General features: G+C 42.2%; 16 protein-coding genes. 9 read left to right on the forward strand and 7 right to left on the reverse strand.

Annotated elements, in window-relative coordinates:
* Positions 1 to 15 precede the first annotated feature (15 nt).
* Positions 16 to 897 carry an SDR family oxidoreductase gene (locus tag ACY8DT_RS08425; protein ID WP_462419863.1) on the reverse strand — a complete coding sequence of 294 codons (882 nt, stop codon included), beginning with the start codon at positions 895 to 897 and terminating at the stop codon, positions 16 to 18.
* Between the two features lie 113 nt (positions 898 to 1,010).
* Between ACY8DT_RS08425 and ACY8DT_RS08430 the strand changes: the two genes are divergently transcribed.
* A complete protein-coding gene (locus tag ACY8DT_RS08430; protein WP_462419864.1) occupies positions 1,011 to 1,883 on the forward strand; it encodes a LysR family transcriptional regulator in 873 nt (290 codons plus the stop codon).
* Between the two features lie 88 nt (positions 1,884 to 1,971).
* Positions 1,972 to 2,457: a DUF456 domain-containing protein gene (locus tag ACY8DT_RS08435; protein ID WP_462419865.1), complete on the forward strand. Its 486-nt coding sequence runs from the start codon at positions 1,972 to 1,974 to the stop codon at positions 2,455 to 2,457.
* 48 nt (positions 2,458 to 2,505) lie between these two features.
* Here the strand turns inward: ACY8DT_RS08435 and ACY8DT_RS08440 are convergent, their stop codons facing one another.
* Genes ACY8DT_RS08440 through ACY8DT_RS08455 form a run of 4 tightly spaced genes read right to left on the reverse strand, consistent with a single transcriptional unit; the run spans position 2,506 to position 6,444 of the window.
* The gene (locus ACY8DT_RS08440; protein ID WP_462419866.1) at positions 2,506 to 3,597 is read right to left on the reverse strand and encodes an ABC transporter ATP-binding protein; all 1,092 of its coding nucleotides are present in this window, start codon (positions 3,595 to 3,597) and stop codon (positions 2,506 to 2,508) included.
* Complete coding sequence (locus tag ACY8DT_RS08445) at positions 3,575 to 4,588, reverse strand: ABC transporter ATP-binding protein (protein WP_462419867.1); 1,014 nt, start codon at positions 4,586 to 4,588, stop codon at positions 3,575 to 3,577. Before ACY8DT_RS08445 ends, ACY8DT_RS08440 begins: the two co-directional genes overlap by 23 nt.
* Before the next feature lie 16 nt (positions 4,589 to 4,604).
* The gene (locus tag ACY8DT_RS08450; RefSeq protein WP_462419868.1) at positions 4,605 to 5,525 is read right to left on the reverse strand and encodes an ABC transporter permease; all 921 of its coding nucleotides are present in this window, start codon (positions 5,523 to 5,525) and stop codon (positions 4,605 to 4,607) included.
* Positions 5,526 to 5,535: 10 nt separating this feature from the next.
* Entirely contained in the window at positions 5,536 to 6,444 is a 909-nt protein-coding gene (locus ACY8DT_RS08455; protein WP_462419869.1) for an ABC transporter permease, read from the reverse strand.
* A 268-nt stretch (positions 6,445 to 6,712) separates the two neighbouring features.
* Here ACY8DT_RS08455 and ACY8DT_RS08460 point away from each other — a divergent pair, with 268 nt between their 5' ends.
* From ACY8DT_RS08460 to ACY8DT_RS08490, 7 genes are all read left to right on the forward strand, one after another.
* Positions 6,713 to 8,395, forward strand: coding sequence for a glutathione ABC transporter substrate-binding protein (locus ACY8DT_RS08460; RefSeq protein WP_462419870.1), 1,683 nt, complete (start codon positions 6,713 to 6,715; stop codon positions 8,393 to 8,395).
* 21 nt (positions 8,396 to 8,416) lie between these two features.
* On the forward strand, positions 8,417 to 10,099 hold the full coding sequence (locus tag ACY8DT_RS08465; RefSeq protein ID WP_462419871.1) for a glutathione ABC transporter substrate-binding protein: 1,683 nt from the start codon (positions 8,417 to 8,419) through the stop codon (positions 10,097 to 10,099).
* Positions 10,100 to 10,240: 141 nt separating this feature from the next.
* On the forward strand, positions 10,241 to 11,932 hold the full coding sequence (locus ACY8DT_RS08470; protein WP_462419872.1) for a glutathione ABC transporter substrate-binding protein: 1,692 nt from the start codon (positions 10,241 to 10,243) through the stop codon (positions 11,930 to 11,932).
* A gap of 153 nt (positions 11,933 to 12,085) precedes the next feature.
* On the forward strand, positions 12,086 to 13,819 hold the full coding sequence (locus tag ACY8DT_RS08475; RefSeq protein WP_462419873.1) for a glutathione ABC transporter substrate-binding protein: 1,734 nt from the start codon (positions 12,086 to 12,088) through the stop codon (positions 13,817 to 13,819).
* A 117-nt stretch (positions 13,820 to 13,936) separates the two neighbouring features.
* Entirely contained in the window at positions 13,937 to 14,227 is a 291-nt protein-coding gene (locus ACY8DT_RS08480; RefSeq protein WP_462419874.1) for a hypothetical protein, read from the forward strand.
* Positions 14,228 to 14,273: 46 nt separating this feature from the next.
* The gene (locus ACY8DT_RS08485) at positions 14,274 to 14,615 is read left to right on the forward strand and encodes a hypothetical protein (protein WP_462419875.1); all 342 of its coding nucleotides are present in this window, start codon (positions 14,274 to 14,276) and stop codon (positions 14,613 to 14,615) included.
* 33 nt (positions 14,616 to 14,648) lie between these two features.
* Complete coding sequence (locus ACY8DT_RS08490; protein WP_462419876.1) at positions 14,649 to 15,212, forward strand: GNAT family N-acetyltransferase; 564 nt, start codon at positions 14,649 to 14,651, stop codon at positions 15,210 to 15,212.
* On the opposite strand, the gene ACY8DT_RS08495 is transcribed toward ACY8DT_RS08490, so the two are convergent.
* Positions 15,207 to 15,803, reverse strand: coding sequence for an LOG family protein (locus ACY8DT_RS08495; protein ID WP_462419877.1), 597 nt, complete (start codon positions 15,801 to 15,803; stop codon positions 15,207 to 15,209). The two genes, ACY8DT_RS08490 and ACY8DT_RS08495, sit on opposite strands and share 6 nt — an antisense overlap.
* Before the next feature lie 32 nt (positions 15,804 to 15,835).
* Positions 15,836 to 16,846, reverse strand: coding sequence for a hypothetical protein (locus ACY8DT_RS08500; protein ID WP_462419878.1), 1,011 nt, complete (start codon positions 16,844 to 16,846; stop codon positions 15,836 to 15,838).
* Position 16,847 lies beyond the last annotated feature (1 nt).

Consider the following 16,847-nt stretch of genomic DNA (forward strand, 5'->3'; position numbering starts at 1 on the left):
ATGAGACGAAGTGAATCAGCTTGAAGTGAAGTCGCCGCCGTTGATATGGAGGACTTCTCCTGTCATATAGCTTGAATCATGTGCAGCGAGGAAGACGTAGCTCGGGCCGAGTTCACTCGGTTGTCCGCGCCGTCCCATCGGTTTATCAGCGCCGTGTTCTTCGACGCCTTCTGCATCAAAAGTGGCAGGTATCAAAGGTGTATATATCGGGCCGGGTGCAACAGCATTGACACGTATTTTTTCAGGCGCAAGGTTTTGAGCGAGTGATCTTGTAAAAGAAGTGATTGCCCCTTTCGTTGAAGAGTAGTCGATGAACACGGGGGAACCTTTAAATGCAGTTACACTCGTTGAGTTTATGATTGTGTCGCCTGCTTCCAAATGCGGGTATACTTCCTGCGTGAGCAATATCATACTGATGATGTTCGTTTCAAAAGTTTCCCTCAAATTTTCTTCTGTAATGCTGAGGAAGTCTTTTTTCGGGAACTGTACATCGGCATCATTGACAAGAATATTGATTGTTCCCAATCTCTCCACGATATCTTTTACGGTATTTTTTCTCACTTCCGATACATTGATGTCACCGCTGTAAAGAAGACATTCCACACTTTCGTTTTCAATCAGTGATTTGGTGTATTCGGCATCTTCTGTTTCTTCCTGAAGATGCAAGATGGCTACATCTGCACCTTCCTTTGCAAAATGTACCGCCACCGAGCGGCCGATTCCAGAGTCACCGCCCGTAATCAAAGCAACTTTACCCTTTAATTTTTCACTGCCTTTATAATCATCAGCGATGATTATCGGTTTCGGATCCATATCTTTTTCAATGCCTGGCTGTTTTTTCTGCGTATATCCTTCGACCTGCTGGTCTGCTTTTTCATAGTCCTTCTCATTATTCATACATAAGCCTCCCTGCTTTAAATGTTATTTACATATACCCTCAATCTGAAGTGTTATTCAAATATCATTAAGTATGATAAGATTTTCTTATAGATGAAAGAAAAGGTGATTCAATGAAAGTTGACGATTATAAACTACTGGTAACACTTAATGAAGCGAAAACATTGAGACAGGCGGCTGAAAGACTCTTCATATCCCAGCCTGCAGTCAGTCAGCGATTGAAATCGATAGAAGAAGAGTGGGGGGTTGATATTTTTATCCGCACAAAACGTGAACTGTTCGTCACTGGTGCGGGCGAAAGAATTATCAGCCATGCATATAAAGTAGTGGAGAATGAAACACTGCTTAAAGAATATCTTGTGGCTCATGAAGGTGCGGTGGAAGGTAATCTTAATATCGGTGTTTCGTCCTTGATCGGAAGTACGATCTTAGCAAGGGTTATCAGGGAATATACGAGATTGTACCCTGATGTCAACGTCAATATTCAAGTAGGTTCTTCACCTCAAATATCTAATGACGCCAAGGACTATCATATATCCATCACCCGGGGCAGACAAATTCTAAATAAGGAAAATGAGGTTTTATTTACCGACAGACATTATTTTGTAGCTCCTAAAAGTTTGGCGGGAGAGGATGATTCACCGGTAATTGAATTTTTTTCAGAACCGATTTATATCCGGGCTATAGAGAAATACTTCGAAGAAAGGTTCAATAGGAAATATGAACCGCAGTTCAGTGTCGACCAGATTGCCACTTGCCGTGCACTTCTTTTGGAAGGTGTAGGTGTGACGGTTCTGCCGGAAATTGTGGTCAAAGATTTTGATGCCAACCTTTTCAATATTGAAGAAGCACTGGTAGATAATGAACCGATTACAAGGGATACATACATTTCATACGATAAAAATGTGGTGGAGCTCCCTCAGGTTAAAGCGTTTATCACTGTAGTCAGAAGCTATATTAAAAATTTTGAAATGAAAATGGAATGAGTGGCTTGTGCTTGCAAATATTTCTGATGTATTGTTAGGATTAATTACCAGTTAAAGTACGTATATTGAAATGAAAAGGAGTATTTTGATGGAGATTTTATGGTGGATACTCATTATTATCAGTTTTGGCCTCGGTTTTGTCGGTGTGATTGCACCCGTCATTCCCTCGGTCGTAATGTTCTGGATTGGGTTTTTAATCTATCACTTTTTAATCAACAGTGAAACACTGACCTGGATGTTCTGGATGGTCGCAGCAGTTCTGACATTGCTTGTCTTTCTCAGTGATTTCATGGCGAACAGCTATTTTGTCAAAAAGTATGGCGGATCCAAAAAGAGTGAAGCTGCCGCAATCATCGGTGTAGTGGTGGGGATGTTCATCTATCCGCCGTTCGGCGTCATTTTTGTGCCTTTCGTCTTTGTTCTGGCACTTGAATTTATACAAACAAGAGATGTTAATGCCGCCTTCAGGGCAGCGCTCGGTTCATTGCTTGCATTTTTTGCGAGCTCTGCATTCAATCTGGTGATATATGTTCTTCTGATCATATGGTTTTTACTGGATGCATTTCTATTTTAAAAGAAAAGGTGATTACAAAATTAAATTTTGTAATCACCTTTTTTAATTTTACTGCCTTACATCTTCTTTGGATGCTGCAGCATCTTCGCTTTCATCATCAAGTACTTTGCGCACATTTTTCATTTCATGGGTCGGCTTGTGTCTGCCTTCCTGAATGTCAATCGCATAATGGCATGCGACATCGTGCTGTCCGGCATAAGTTTCATCTTTATGTTCCAATACAGGAATATCTGTTTTACACTTCTCTGTGGCAAACGGACATCTTGTATGGAATCTGCAGCCTGTCGGCGGATCAATCGGCGAAGGCACATCACCGCGCAGGAAAATACGTTCGCTCTTATTTTTTGGATCCGGCACAGGAATTGCTGAAAGCAGTGCCTTTGTATAAGGATGCTGCGGGTTATCGAAGATGCTCTTCGTATCACCCATTTCAACAATTTTACCGAGATACATTACAATGATCCTGTCGGATATGTGTCTTACGACACCAAGGTCATGTGCGATGAATAAATAAGTCAGTCCCATCTCACGCTGCAGTCTCTGCAACAGGTTCAATACCTGTGCCTGAATGGATACGTCCAGGGCACTCACAGCTTCATCGGCGATGATGAGCTTTGGGTTTACTGCAAGCGCACGTGCGATACCGATGCGCTGCCGCTGACCGCCCGAGAATTCATGAGGGTAACGGTCGATCTGGTGCTTTTGCAGGCCGACTGTTTCCATTATCTCAAGTGCACGTTCAGTTCTTTCCTTTTTAGGTACGACATTCTGTATATCCATTGCTTCAATCAGAGTCATCTTTACAGTTTTCCTTGGATTAAGTGAAGCGAAAGGGTCCTGGAAAATGATCTGCATTTCACTTCGCATATCCCGCATTTCTGATTTACTCAGTGAAAGAATATCTTTGCCTTCGAAAGTGACAGTACCTTCAGTCGGCTCGTCGAGGCGGAGTATTGCACGGCCTGTAGTGGATTTACCACAACCGGACTCTCCGACGACAGAAACCGTCTCACCTTCTTTGATCTCAAAGCTGATATCATCAACAGCTTTGACATTGTTCACAGTACGTCCGAAGAAACCGCCTTTTATCGGGAAGTACTGCTTAAGACCTTTAACTTCAAGAAGAGTGTTCTTTGTCATATACTTTTACCTCCTCTCCATCCCATTCATCAGTGTAGATCCAGCATCTGACTTCGTTGCCGTCTTCCTGGACTTCAAGTTCAGGTAATTCAGCACAGATGTCACTTGCAAATGGACAGCGTGGCGCAAATCTGCAGCCCTCCGGCATCTCATCAGGTGCAGGTACGTTGCCTTTGATGGGAATCAGCTCATCCTGATCCTGGTCATGACGCGGCAGTGAATTTAGCAAGCCAACCGTGTAAGGGTGGCGTGGATTTTCAAATAATGTTTCGACATCTGCAAATTCAACAACTTTACCACAGTACATGACTGCCACGTAGTCACAAGTCTCTGCCACTACACCGAGATCGTGAGTGATCATTACAACACTCATACCGATCTCTTCCTGCAGCTCTTTGATCAGTTCAAGAATTTGTGCCTGGATTGTAACGTCCAGTGCAGTTGTCGGTTCATCAGCAATAAGCAGTTCAGGTTTACATGCAAGTGCCATTGCAATCATGACACGCTGTCTCATACCGCCGGAAAGCTCATATGGATATTGATCCACACGTTTTTCCGGGGAGGGGATGCCGACAAGTTCAAGCATTTCGATAGAACGTTTCGTCCCGGCCTTTTTACCGAGACCCTCGTGTATTTTAAATGACTCTCTCAGCTGCTGACCGATAGTATAGACAGGATTCAGTGAAGTCATCGGTTCCTGGAAAATCATTGATATTTCGTTGCCGCGTATTTTTCTCATACGCGATTCTTTTGCAGTTGTGAGTTCTTCACCTTTAAAGCTGATTGTACCGTCGACGATTTTACCCGGTTCTTCGACCAGTTTTAAAATCGACAATGCCGAGATACTTTTACCTGAACCGGATTCACCGACAATGCCGAGTGTTTTTCCTTTAGGTACAGTAAAGGTAACGCCATCAACTGCTTTTATTTCACTTCCATCAACAAAGAAGGAAGTTTTTAAATTATTTACATCAAGTATGTTTTCTGACATTTTTGTCACTCCCTACCTAGTTTAGGTCCACACGCTTGTTCAGCATTCTGTATGATATATCAACAAGTAAGTTGACGAATACGAAAGTGACAGCAATTACGAGAACTGCACCCTGCACGACAGGGAAGTCCCTTTGTAAGATTGAATCGATGATTAATCGTCCAAGACCATTAATCGCAAATACACTTTCCGTCAATACCGAACCAGCAAGCAAGTAACCGAACTGCAGACCAACAACGGTTACGACTGGAATTAATGCGTTTTTAAGAGCGTGGCGGAAAATTACAACACGTTCTTTGACACCTTTTGCACGCGCAGTACGTATATAATCCTGCGTAATGACATCAAGCATTGAGCTTCGGGTCATACGTGCAACGATTGCCGCCCCTGCAGTGCCGAGTGCAATAACCGGCAGCACTATCTGATCCAGGTTCCCCCAGCCGGTCGGTGCAAACCATCCAAGCTCAATAGAAAACCACTGGATAAGCATGAGGCCCAGCCAGAAGTTTGGCATTGAAAGCCCGAAAAGAGTAAATACCATAAGCGAAACATCCGATACAGAGTAACGCTTTACTGCAGAAACGATACCGACTAGCATACCAAAAACGACAGTGAAGATTGTCGAATAGAGTGCTAATTCCAAAGTGATGAAAAATCTTGCCTGGATATGGCTCATTACAGGAATGTTATCTCTGATAGAAGTACCAAAATCCAGTTGTAATGCACTTGTTAAAAAGTTCCAATACTGTACATACAGAGGATCATTCAATCCTAAACGCTGTTCAATAGCCTTTACAGTTGCTTCAGGCGCACTTTCACCTGCCATGATGACTGCAGGGTTACCTGGAGTGAGGTGCATCAGACTGAACACGAGTATTGAAACCCCGATGAGTACAGGGATCAGTTGTAAAATACGTCTTATAATAAATGTTGTCATGATTTACCTCCTATTTCCTTTGTTTAGGATCAATTGCATCTCTCAATCCATCTCCAAATAAGTTAAATGCAAGTACTACAATTACAATCATCATACCCGGGAAGAAAGTAATGTGGCCTGCCTGATACATATAGTTACGTCCGTCATTCAACATCGCACCCCATTCTGGTGTAGGTGGTTGAACACCAAGACCCAGGAAGGAAAGACCTGCAGCAGAAAGAATTGCAGAAGCGATGAATAATGTTGTGTTGACAATAATCGGTGACATGATGTTCGGTAAGATATGCTGGAAAATAATTTTACCGTCTCTGGCACCAAGTGCACGGATAGCATCGACGTACTCAAGCTTCTTAGTGGTCAGTGTGGAACCGCGTACAATTCTGGCAAACTGAGGTAATGAACCGATAGCGATGGCAATAGTAACGTTAATCGTACTGCCGCCAAGGACGGAAACGATTGCAAGAGCAAGCAGAATGCCAGGGAATGCAAGCAATACGTCCATTATACGCATGACGATAGTATCAAGCCATCCACCATAGTAACCTGCAAGAATGCCAAGTGGCACACCAACAAGTGCTCCCATAAATGTAGCTGCAAAGCCCACACCGAGTGTTATGTACATACCATGAAGTATACGGAAGAAGATATCCCTGCCGAGATGATCCGTTCCAAACCAGTGTGCAGCTGAAGGACCCTCCAGTTTTTCTGTCAGACTCGTAGCATTCGAGCTGACCCCGAGTAAATTGTAGTTAGCGTCTATTGCGCCGAAAATTGACACAAGGAATAGAAAAGCTAATACATAAAAACCGATCAGGGCTGACTTATTCTTTTTAAGCCGTTTGTAAAACTCTTTATAACTCTTAATTCTTGGGTTTACAGGTTTCGTATCCTGAACCCTCTCTTTAGAAGCGACCGCCATTTAAGAGACCCCCTTATCATTGAAATTTAGGAATAGTGTGAAAACTATACTTATAATATAGCTATTAAATAATGATACATACAAGACTGCATAATATCAATGTTAAAAATAGAGAATTAATTCACATACTTAATAGTTTTAAGATAAATAAGGACTAATATTGTACTTATGGAAATAAAAAGACAGTTTACAACCTTTAATTCCTAGTGTTATAATATAGATTAATTCCTAGCGTATTGATAGGGTATTAAAACGGGAGGTTGAAAAAATGAAATACATATTCAGATTATCTTTGTTGGTGCTGTTCGTTGTAATTCTTTCTGCATGTACAGATGACAGTGATGTAGATGAGGAGGCCGAAGGTGGAGCAGCAGAAAATACTGCTGATGAAGGAGGCGGAGATCTTGTCTTGTCTACAGGCAATGATGTCGTTTCTATGGATCCGCATGCGAGCAATGATCTTTATTCAGACCAGGTTAGAAATACAGTATATGAAGGTCTGGTCACTCAGGATGAGAATCTTGAAATCCAGCCTTTACTTGCTGAGAGCTGGGAGCAGGTCGACGATTTGACATGGCAGTTCATTTTGAATGAAGATGTCACTTTCCATGATGGCAGCGAGTTTAGTGCTGAAGTGGTCAAAGCGAATTTGGAACGGGTACAGGATCCGGCAGTGGCTTCGCCGAGACTGAATCTCTTTGATATGATTGAAGAGGTGAATGTCATCGATGATTATACTGTTGAAATTGTAACGGAATATCCTTTTGCACCTCTCCTCAGTCACCTGACTCATGACGGTGCAGGTATGATCAGTAAGGAAGTCATAGATGAAGATTATGAACAAGCACTGGAGAATTCCAATTTTGCATACTCGGTGGATGAGTATTATGAACTGCGGGCTGAAAATTCAGATGAGTTTGAAGAAGTGGCGGATGAGATTTCAGAGGATGTCGGTGCAGTAGTCGATCAAAAACCTGTAGGTACTAATTATGCAGCGTTTGAATCGAGGACACCAGGAGAGCGTACTGTTCTCAAAAGATTCGATGATTATTGGCAGGAACCGATGAATCTGGATACGATCACCTTCAAGATTGTAACAGAAACCGGCTCGAGAATTGCAGAGCTTGAAACTGGTGAGTCACATGTCATCACAGGTTTTGAACCGAACAACCTCCAGAGGATAGAAGATAATCCTGAAACGGAACCTTATACACTCTATAATATAGCGATGGAGTTCATCGGATTTAACACACAAAAAGAACCACTCGATGATGTCAGAGTGAGGCGAGCAATCTCACATGTGGTGGATAGAGAGGAAATCATTGAAGGAATCTACAGCGGTACAGGCAGAATTCCTGAAGGGCCGATAGTTGAAGGCTTAACCGGGCACGATGAAGATGTAGAAAATCTGGAATATGATTTGGAAGAAGCCGAGAGACTGATGGCAGAAGCGGGATATGAAGACGGCTTCGATATTTCTATAATTACCAACGATGCACCTGAACGTGTGGATGCAGCAATTTATCTGCAGGAAGCACTAGAACAGATTAACGTCACGGCGACAGTTGACCAGATGGAGTGGGGCGCTTACCTTGAAGAAGCTTCTACAGGGGATCATGATATATTCCTATTAGGCTGGCCGAATGCAACGGGGGATCCGGACCAGTCACTGTGGCCTTTATTTCATTCAAGCATGTTAGGGGCACAGGGTAATAGAACGTTCTATGATAACCCTGAAGTTGATGAACTTCTCGAAGCGGGACGCCAGGAATCCGACGAGGAAGCACGCGCAGAGATATATGAAGAAGCACAGGAAATCCTGGTGGAAGATGCACCGATGATTTATATGAGACAGGCACTCAGCATGAATGCGCACAGGCAGGAAGTGGAAGGTTTATATATCAGTGATTACAATAAACCGGATTTCAGAAATGTGACTTTAACAGAATAAATTTAATAAAGGAGGGTTCGAATGAAAGATATATTTAGACTATCTTTGTTGACACTGTTCACGGTGGTGCTTGCTGCATGCGCAGATGACAGCGGTGTTAATCAGGCAGCCGAAGGCAGTGAGTCTGAGGAGAGCAGTGACAACACAGGCGGAGACTTGATATTATCAACCGGCAATGATGTTGTGTCACTGGATCCGCATGCCAGTAACGAACTATATTCAGACCAGGTCAGAAATACTATTTACGAAGGTCTGGTGACGCAGAATGAATCGTTCGAAATTCAACCTTTACTTGCTGAAGATTGGGAGCAGGTCGATGATTTAACATGGCAGTTCAACTTAAAAGAAGATGTTATTTTTCATGACGGCAGTAAATTTAACGCAGAAGCAGTTAAAGCGAATCTTGATAGAATTCGGGATCCGGCAGTGGCTTCTCCCAGATTAAATATCTTTGAAATGATTTCAGAAGTGAATGTTATCGATGATCATTCAGTTGAAATTATAACTGAATATCCATTTGCACCGCTTCTTAACCATCTGTCACATGATGGCGGTGGTATGATAAGCAAGCAAGTCATCGATGAAGATTACGAACAGGCTTTACAAAATTCGGAGTCCGACTTTTCAGTGGACGAGTATTATGAATTGCGGGAAAATAAAGATGATAAGTTTGAAGAAGCAGCAGAAGAAATATCAGGAGAGATCGGCGCAGTAGTAGACAGGAATCCTGTGGGAACGAACTACGCACAGTTTGAGTCGAGAGCGCCAGGAGAAAGCATAGTTATAGAAAAGTTTGACGATTACTGGCAGGAACCGATGAATCTGGACACTATCACCTTTAAAATCGTTACAGAAACAGGTTCAAGAATGGCAGAACTTGAAACAGGAGAATCCCATGTAATATTTGGGTACGAACCTGACAGTGTAGAAAGAATTGAGAATAATCCAGAAACGGAAACTTATAATAACTCCAATGTTGCGATTGAATTTATCGGGTTCAATAATCAGAAAGAACCACTGGATGATGTCAGAGTGAGGCAGGCAATAACTCATGCAGTGGACAGAGAAGAGATTATAGAAGGCATCTACAGTGGCATTGGCGAAGTACCGGCCGGCCCTTTAGTAGAAGGTCTGACAGGTCACAATGACGATATAGAGAATTTGGAATATGATTTGGGAAAAGCTGAAAAACTTATGGCAGAAGCAGGCCATGAAGATGGTTTTGAACTCAGCATTATAACGAATGACACACCTCAGAGAGTAGATGCTGCTATTTATTTGCAGGAATCCCTGGCTGACATAAACATAACAGCAACTGTCGAGCAGATGGAATGGGGCGCTTACCTGGAAGAAGCTTCAACCGGTGAACATGATATTTTTCTTTTAGGATGGCCAAATTTTACGGGAGACCCGGATCAGTCACTTTGGCCGTTATTCCACTCGAGTATGATGGGCGACGAGGGTAACAGAGTATTTTATGATAACTCTGAGGTTGACCAATTGCTTGAAGACGGCCGGGAGGAATCGGACGAAGAAATAAGGTCAGATATATATGAGAAGGTGCAGAAAATTTTAATTGAAGACGCACCGATGATTTACATGAACCAGGGAATAAGTATGAATGCCTACCGAAGTGAGGTGGAAGGTTTATATATTGATGATTATATAAAGCCTGACTTCAGAGATGTGACTTTAAATGAATAATTGATATTAAAGCTGTGACAACTCATGCGTGAGGTGTTACAGCATTTTTATTCCTGAGTATTTATCTGAAAATTCTTTATTGATTGAATACGGTGAATAAAGTATCATGTTGATAACCATAAAAAAATGGAGGGGACTGGAATGAAAAATATTTGGACATTATTTTTACTCAGTATTATGGTTATAGTGCTCGCAGCGTGTACGGATGATGACAGCGTCGAGGAAGAAGCGGCAGAGGGGACTGATTCTGATGATCAGACAGAAACTGCTGCCGGAGGGGATTTAACAATAGCAATTCCGAGTGACGCAGTGTCGATGGACCCGCACGGCAGTAACGATGTACCATCTGAACAAGTCAGAGATGAGATTTATGAACCTCTGGTAACGCAGGACGAGAATTTGGAAATTGTACCATTGCTTGCTGAAGAATGGGAAGAGATAGATGAAACAACTTGGCAGTTCACATTGCAGGAAGGTGTATCTTTCCATGACGGCAGTGAATTTAATGCAGAAGTTGTAAAAGCGAATATCGAACGTCTGTTGGACCCGGCAGTAGCCTCGCCAAGATCGTTTCTGCTGGAAATGGTTGAGGAAGTCAATGTCGTGGATGACTATACAGTGGAGTTTGAACTTGAATATCCATATTCACCATTGTTAAACAATCTATCACATGGTGCAGGCAAAATGATCAGTAAAGAGTTGATCGACGCCGATTATGAAAACGCTTTATCAGAAGCCGATGAAGAGATGTCAGTCGATGAATACTACGAACTTCGTGACGAAGGTGGAGATGCTCATGAGGAGGTTGCGAATGCTATCGCAGGAGATGTGAGTGCTTTGATTGAACAAGGGCCGATCGGAACGAATTATATGGAATTCGACTCCAGAAACCCTGGAGAAAGCACAGTATTGACCAAGAATGAAGAATACAGGGACGGGGAAGCGACAATCGACAGCGTGACTTATAAGGTCGTTACTGAAACAGGTTCGAGAATTGCAGAACTGGAAACAGGCGCTTCAGACTTTGTACTCGGTGTTCAATCCAGCAATATCGACCGGGTGGACGGTAATGATGAGATGACATTGGAGCGTAATGAATCGGTATCAATCGACTATATCGGTTTCAATACGGAAAGCGAGCCTTTTGATGATCCGCTGGTCCGTCAGGCAGTGACACATGCATTTGATAAAGAGGCAGTATTGTCCGGCGTTTATAATGATTCCGGCAGACCTGCCGTAGCACCGCTTGCGCCTGATGTTTTAGGCCATTCCGAAGATTTGGAAGGTCTGGATTATGATATGGACAGAGCAAGGGAACTTCTTGAAGAAGCAGGATATGCAGACGGCTTTGATGTCACTTTAATGGTAAATGATGATAATCCCGAGCGTGTGGATATGGCTGTCTTCTTGCAGGAGTCGCTTGCAGATCTCGATATCAATGTGAATGTCGAACAGGTTGAGTGGGGTGCATATTTGGATGCAACAGCAAATGGTGAACACGATATGTTCATCCTGGGCTGGTCAAACTCGACAGGCGACCCGGACAACGGCATAGCTCCGCTGTTCCACTCTGAAAACATGGGTGATACAGGAAACCGTTCATTCTTTGATAATGAGGAATTGGACAGTCTGCTTGATGAAGGTAAACAGGTTACGGATGAAGATGAACGCCAGGAAATATATGAACAGGCACAACAGGTGCTGGTAGACGAGGCACCGGCGATTTTTGTCAGGCACGGCGAAAACTTGAATGCATATAATAATAATGTCGAAGGTATTCACATTGACAGTTACAACATCTTTGATTTCAGAGAAGTCACTTTTACAGAGTAATATTAGTCAAAAGGGGGATAACCCCCTTTTTTTAATTTTCTTATATCTCAATTATGAGATATTTCAAAAGTTTCATTGAAATAAAAAAACTATTAAGGTATATTAAAAAAAGGTTAAGATTTTCATTTAATTTTAATAATAGGAGGTAAATAAATGAAAAATTTTAAATTGTTGTTCATGATGGCAATGATTACAGTTCTTTCTGTAGTTCTGGTTGCCTGTGCAGATGACAGTGATGTAGAACCTGAAGCAGACACTGAAGAAGGCACAGCAACTGAAACTGAAGAAGGTACTGAGGACGCATCAGGGGAAGGGTCCGGCGGGGGAGATCTGGTCATATCTGAAGCAGCAGACATTGTAAGTTTAGACCCTCACGGAAATAACGACGTCCCTTCAAGTAACGTCCGTAATAATATTTATGAAACACTTGTTTACTTAGATGGAGACATGGAAGTTCAGCCGAGACTCGCTACAGAGTGGGAAGAAGTAGATGACACGACTTGGGAGTTTACTCTTAAAGAAGGCGTAACATTCCATGATGGCTCAGAATTTAATGCAGAAGTGGTTGAAGCAAACTTGGACCGTGTTCTTGATCCGGCTGTTGCTTCACCGCGTTTGTTCTTATATGAAATGATCACTGACGTTGAAGCAGTCGATGATTACACAGTGCAAATCACTTTGGAATATCCATTCGCACCTATCTTGGCGCACCTTGCACATGATGGAGGCGGCATGCTCAGTAAAGAGGTCATCGACGCAGACTATGAAGCGGCTTTAGCTGATGCAGGAGAAGAGATGTCCGTTGAAGAATATTATGAGCTTCGTGCCGAAGGCGGAGATGAGCATCAGGAAGTTGCGGATGCAATCACAGAATCCACTGGTAACCATGTAGCTGAAAATGCGATTGGTACTGGTCCGTTTACACTGGAATCACGTTCTTCAGGTGAAGAAGTAGTTCTCGCGAATAATGCAGAGTATCATGATGAAGAAAGTGCAGCACAGCTTGATACTGTTACATTTAAAGTCGTTCCGGAAACAGCGGCACGTATCGCTGAAATTGAAACGGGATCGAGTCACGTTGCCGGTGCAACAGAGCCGACAAACGTTGAACGTATCGAGTCTCACGACGCAATTGAATTAGATCAGACACCATCACTGGGTCTGTCCTATGTCGGCTTTAACGTCGAAAAGGAACCTTTGGATGATCCATTAGTACGTCAGGCGATTTCTCATGCGATTGACCGTGAATCAATCATCGACGGTATCTATGATGGAGTCGGAACACCTGCTGAAGGTCCGCTTGCTCCAGGCGTATTTGGGTACGATGAAAGCGTTGAAGGAATTCAGTATGATTTAGATCGTGCGAAAGAATTGATGGCTGAAGCCGGTCAGGAAGATGGTTTCGAACTTGAAATCCTTACAAATGACGATAATCCACAACGTGTTGATACAGCAATCTACATCCAGGAGGCTCTTGAAGAACTGAACATTGATGTTTCTGTTCAGCAGCTTGAGTGGGGTGCGTATTTAGAAACGACTGCAGCAGGCGATCATGATATGTTCGTACTCGGATGGTCCACTGTAACTGGTGATGCAGACTACGGTATGTATGCACTACTGCATTCATCAATGCATGGTGACCCGGGTAACCGTTCATTCTTATCCAATGATAATGTGGATGAACTGTTAGAAGAGGGGCGTACTGAAACCGACCCGGATGCACGTCAGGAAATCTACAGTGAACTTCAGGCAGGATTAGTAGACGTTGCACCAATGATCTATATCCACCACCAGGATTTCTTAACTGGTATAAGTTCAGATGTTGAAAACTTTGAAATTGATGCATTGGGTATTTATCAGCTGAGAGAAACAACGATCTCAGAATAATCAATGCAAATTTAAACAGATGATGTCATTTCGACATCATCTGTTTTTTTATCTTAAATAAAGAAAAATATCCTTTTAAATGATATAATGACAACATTGGTAAAAGGAGAGTTCATCTTGAAAAGAGCGATTATACTTGTATTGTTGACGGTGTTCTTAAGTGCCTGCAGCAGTGAACCATCTCAGGCGGAAAAAGACTTGGAAGAAGTGAATGAGGATATCAACGAACTTCAGGGAGAGGTACAACAGGTCCGGAGTGAAAATGAAACTGTAGAAAGTGATATCGAAAATAAAGAAAGAGAACTGGAAGAATTATCATTCGATGGGACAGATGCTGACGCTGGTGAAGAGTCAGGTGAAGAAGAGAATACTGAAGGTGAAGAAGAGTCAGCAGAGGAGTCAGAATGATAAATTATCCATGTGACTAATTATATTAATAAGGGAGAATGATAATATGCATGAGAAAAAATTTTCATTAATCGAAGGAAGAACTTTCACAATAGATGAACTGGGTAAGGAAATAGAGGAAATCGTCGATTCAAACCTTGTCAATTTAACTGGTACTAAAGAAAGGGTCGTTGCTCAGAAACCGAGTCCCGACCAGGATTTTGAAACATTTACCATCAAATTCAACCTGGATGACCTCCCTGACTTTGTGGATGTTATTGCAACTACAGAGAAAAAAGAGAACTTTGAAGATTATGACTTTGATAAAGATAAATTAAAAGTCCGTCTGATCAGTTATATCAGACAGGAATCTCCTGATGACAACCAAAGTGAACATGTGAGTGAATAGTTACAAAGTAATTAACAGTGATTGAGGGTCAATATGAAATATATTAAAACAAAGCGATTAATATTACGTGACTGGAAAGAAAGTGACATTCCCAAGTTCATCAAATTGAACGGCGACAAAGATGTTCGCCGCTATTTTCCCAATATCGCGACACCTGAAGAATCAAAAGATTTTGTCTTGAGTGCACAAAGTGATATCGATGCCAGAGGATTTGGCTTGTTTGCTGTCGAGCGCAGAGATACAAATGAATTTATCGGGTTTACAGGTATTCAGGTATGGGAAGAGGAGGGGCCGTTGAAACTTCATTTTTTACCGACCATTGAAATAGGATGGCGCTTTGCAAAGCGGCATTGGAATCAGGGCTTTGCAACTGAAGCGGCTCTCGGAGTTGTTAAATTTGTTGAGCGTAACACTGATATAAAAGAGGTTTATGCCTATACTTCAAGCATCAATTATCCTTCAATCAACGTCATGTTGAAATTGGGGATGAAAAAAGTGCAGAGTTTCGAACATCCTCAGATATTGGAGGGGCATTCACTTAAAACCCAGGTGGTATATAGGAAGGATATTAAAAAAAGGCATCGCTTCAGATTATGAGCGATGTCCTTTTTGTAAGTCTTTATATGTTCTGACTTCTACAGGTTCAAAATTTTTAAATTGATCGATCAGTGATGGAAAATCATTACCAATGAACAATTGTTTCATATATTTTTCATCCAGGTATTCCTCAGAAATCATTTTATCGAACATGGTGAGGAGGGGATCAAAATAGTTTCTCGTATTGATCAGGCCAAGTGGCTTTTCATGAAGTCCGACCTGACCCCATGTATACATCTCGAAAAATTCTTCGAGCGTACCCGCACCGCCCGGCAGGGAAATAATTGCGTCACCCAACTCATTCATTATAGCTTTTCTTTCATGCATCGTTTCCACGACTTCCAATTTATGCAGACGCTGATGAGCAAGCTCCCGGTCAACAAGGAATTGTGGGATGACGCCTGTCACCTTGCCCCCATGGTCCACAGCGCCGTTTGCAACAGCACCCATCATACCGGCAGAACCGCCGCCGTATACCAACTCATAGCCGCCTTCTGCAATGTCTTTACCAAGCTGGTAAGCTGCCTCTTCAAATTCAGGCAGACGTCCTGAGGTTGCACCGCAGAACACAGTAATACTTTTAAACTCCACTGTCCATTCACCCGCAATCTGCTCTTTTCAACTTAAAATTGTTGACGTTTTTTATTAATTTTCTTTTCAAGTTTTTGTTGTTTTTTACTTTTGCGCAAGTTTTTCTCAATGCCTGTTTTGCGTCCGTACTCTTCATAATACTGTTCAGCCTGCCCGCGGTGTTTCTCGAATAATGATTTTTCTGGATTGTCGTCACCGTCTGCCGATGACTCATTTTTAGGAGAGTCGTAATTTACAGTATAATCAAGTGCGCTGTGATGTTTTTTGAAAAGGTCTCCTGGTTCGAACCCCTCTATGTTTTCCTCGTGGTTTTTGACTTTATCGAAGTATAATTGCTGTACGTCCTGTGTCATGTTAATCTCCTTGTCATTTGATTGCTCTGTATCCATTCTAGCATTATTCATATCTTCAGTGTATTCATCATTTTGAATATCCAGACGTTCCTCGTCCTGTTTTGACAGGGAAACACGGCTTAGGGACTGATCTTCTTCATAGAATTTTGCGGCACCCTGATTATCAATATTCGTATCCAGGACAGCTTCTGTCTGAGGATCGATTTTGTTCACTTCCATTATTAAATCGTCGCTCACAGTCATGCCTGCCATTTTTTCTTCGTTGGACATGCCCGGATTGGACTGCATGATTTTAGGCACTTTAGGTTTGTCCGTCTGTTCACTCTCAAGTCTCTTCTCGCGGTGTTTGTTCTTGTCCTTCTCAAATTGTTCGAGCAGCTTGTCCTCTTTTCTTATGCTGCGCTGGTAGGACTGCATATCTTTTTTGTAAGAGCGTTCCTGTCTTTTATCATTGATTTTACTGCCGACTGTACCTACAGCAGATTTACTTGTCTGATACACATTGCTGCTTGTCGTTTTTACAGACTGATAAGCTTCTTCACTTTTATCTTTTACATTGCGATAAGTATTGCTTGAGAAATGTCCCAATTTCTCAATATCGGGATGTTCTTTTATATGTTTTCTTTCGGTGAATAAAGGAATTAATATGATGGGCAGGACATTTAAAAGTGTTTTGATATTTTTATTCATG

The sequence above is a fragment of the Salinicoccus sp. Marseille-QA3875 genome (assembly GCF_054950095.1).

Bases quoted from the DNA above. Each gene is read 5' to 3' on its own strand.
- ACY8DT_RS08430 (WP_462419864.1), top strand. From the start codon at position 1,011: ATGAAAGTTGACGATTATAAACTACTGGTAACACTTAATGAAGCGAAA.
- ACY8DT_RS08490 (WP_462419876.1), top strand. From the start codon at position 14,649: ATGAAATATATTAAAACAAAGCGATTAATATTACGTGACTGGAAAGAA.
- ACY8DT_RS08465 (WP_462419871.1), top strand. From the start codon at position 8,417: ATGAAAGATATATTTAGACTATCTTTGTTGACACTGTTCACGGTGGTG.
- ACY8DT_RS08450 (WP_462419868.1), bottom strand. From the start codon at position 5,525: ATGACAACATTTATTATAAGACGTATTTTACAACTGATCCCTGTACTC.
- ACY8DT_RS08500 (WP_462419878.1), bottom strand. From the start codon at position 16,846: ATGAATAAAAATATCAAAACACTTTTAAATGTCCTGCCCATCATATTA.
- ACY8DT_RS08445 (WP_462419867.1), bottom strand. From the start codon at position 4,588: ATGTCAGAAAACATACTTGATGTAAATAATTTAAAAACTTCCTTCTTT.
- ACY8DT_RS08425 (WP_462419863.1), bottom strand. From the start codon at position 897: ATGAATAATGAGAAGGACTATGAAAAAGCAGACCAGCAGGTCGAAGGA.
- ACY8DT_RS08470 (WP_462419872.1), top strand. From the start codon at position 10,241: ATGAAAAATATTTGGACATTATTTTTACTCAGTATTATGGTTATAGTG.
- ACY8DT_RS08485 (WP_462419875.1), top strand. From the start codon at position 14,274: ATGCATGAGAAAAAATTTTCATTAATCGAAGGAAGAACTTTCACAATA.
- ACY8DT_RS08440 (WP_462419866.1), bottom strand. From the start codon at position 3,597: ATGACAAAGAACACTCTTCTTGAAGTTAAAGGTCTTAAGCAGTACTTC.
- ACY8DT_RS08455 (WP_462419869.1), bottom strand. From the start codon at position 6,444: ATGGCGGTCGCTTCTAAAGAGAGGGTTCAGGATACGAAACCTGTAAAC.
- ACY8DT_RS08460 (WP_462419870.1), top strand. From the start codon at position 6,713: ATGAAATACATATTCAGATTATCTTTGTTGGTGCTGTTCGTTGTAATT.
- ACY8DT_RS08435 (WP_462419865.1), top strand. From the start codon at position 1,972: ATGGAGATTTTATGGTGGATACTCATTATTATCAGTTTTGGCCTCGGT.
- ACY8DT_RS08475 (WP_462419873.1), top strand. From the start codon at position 12,086: ATGAAAAATTTTAAATTGTTGTTCATGATGGCAATGATTACAGTTCTT.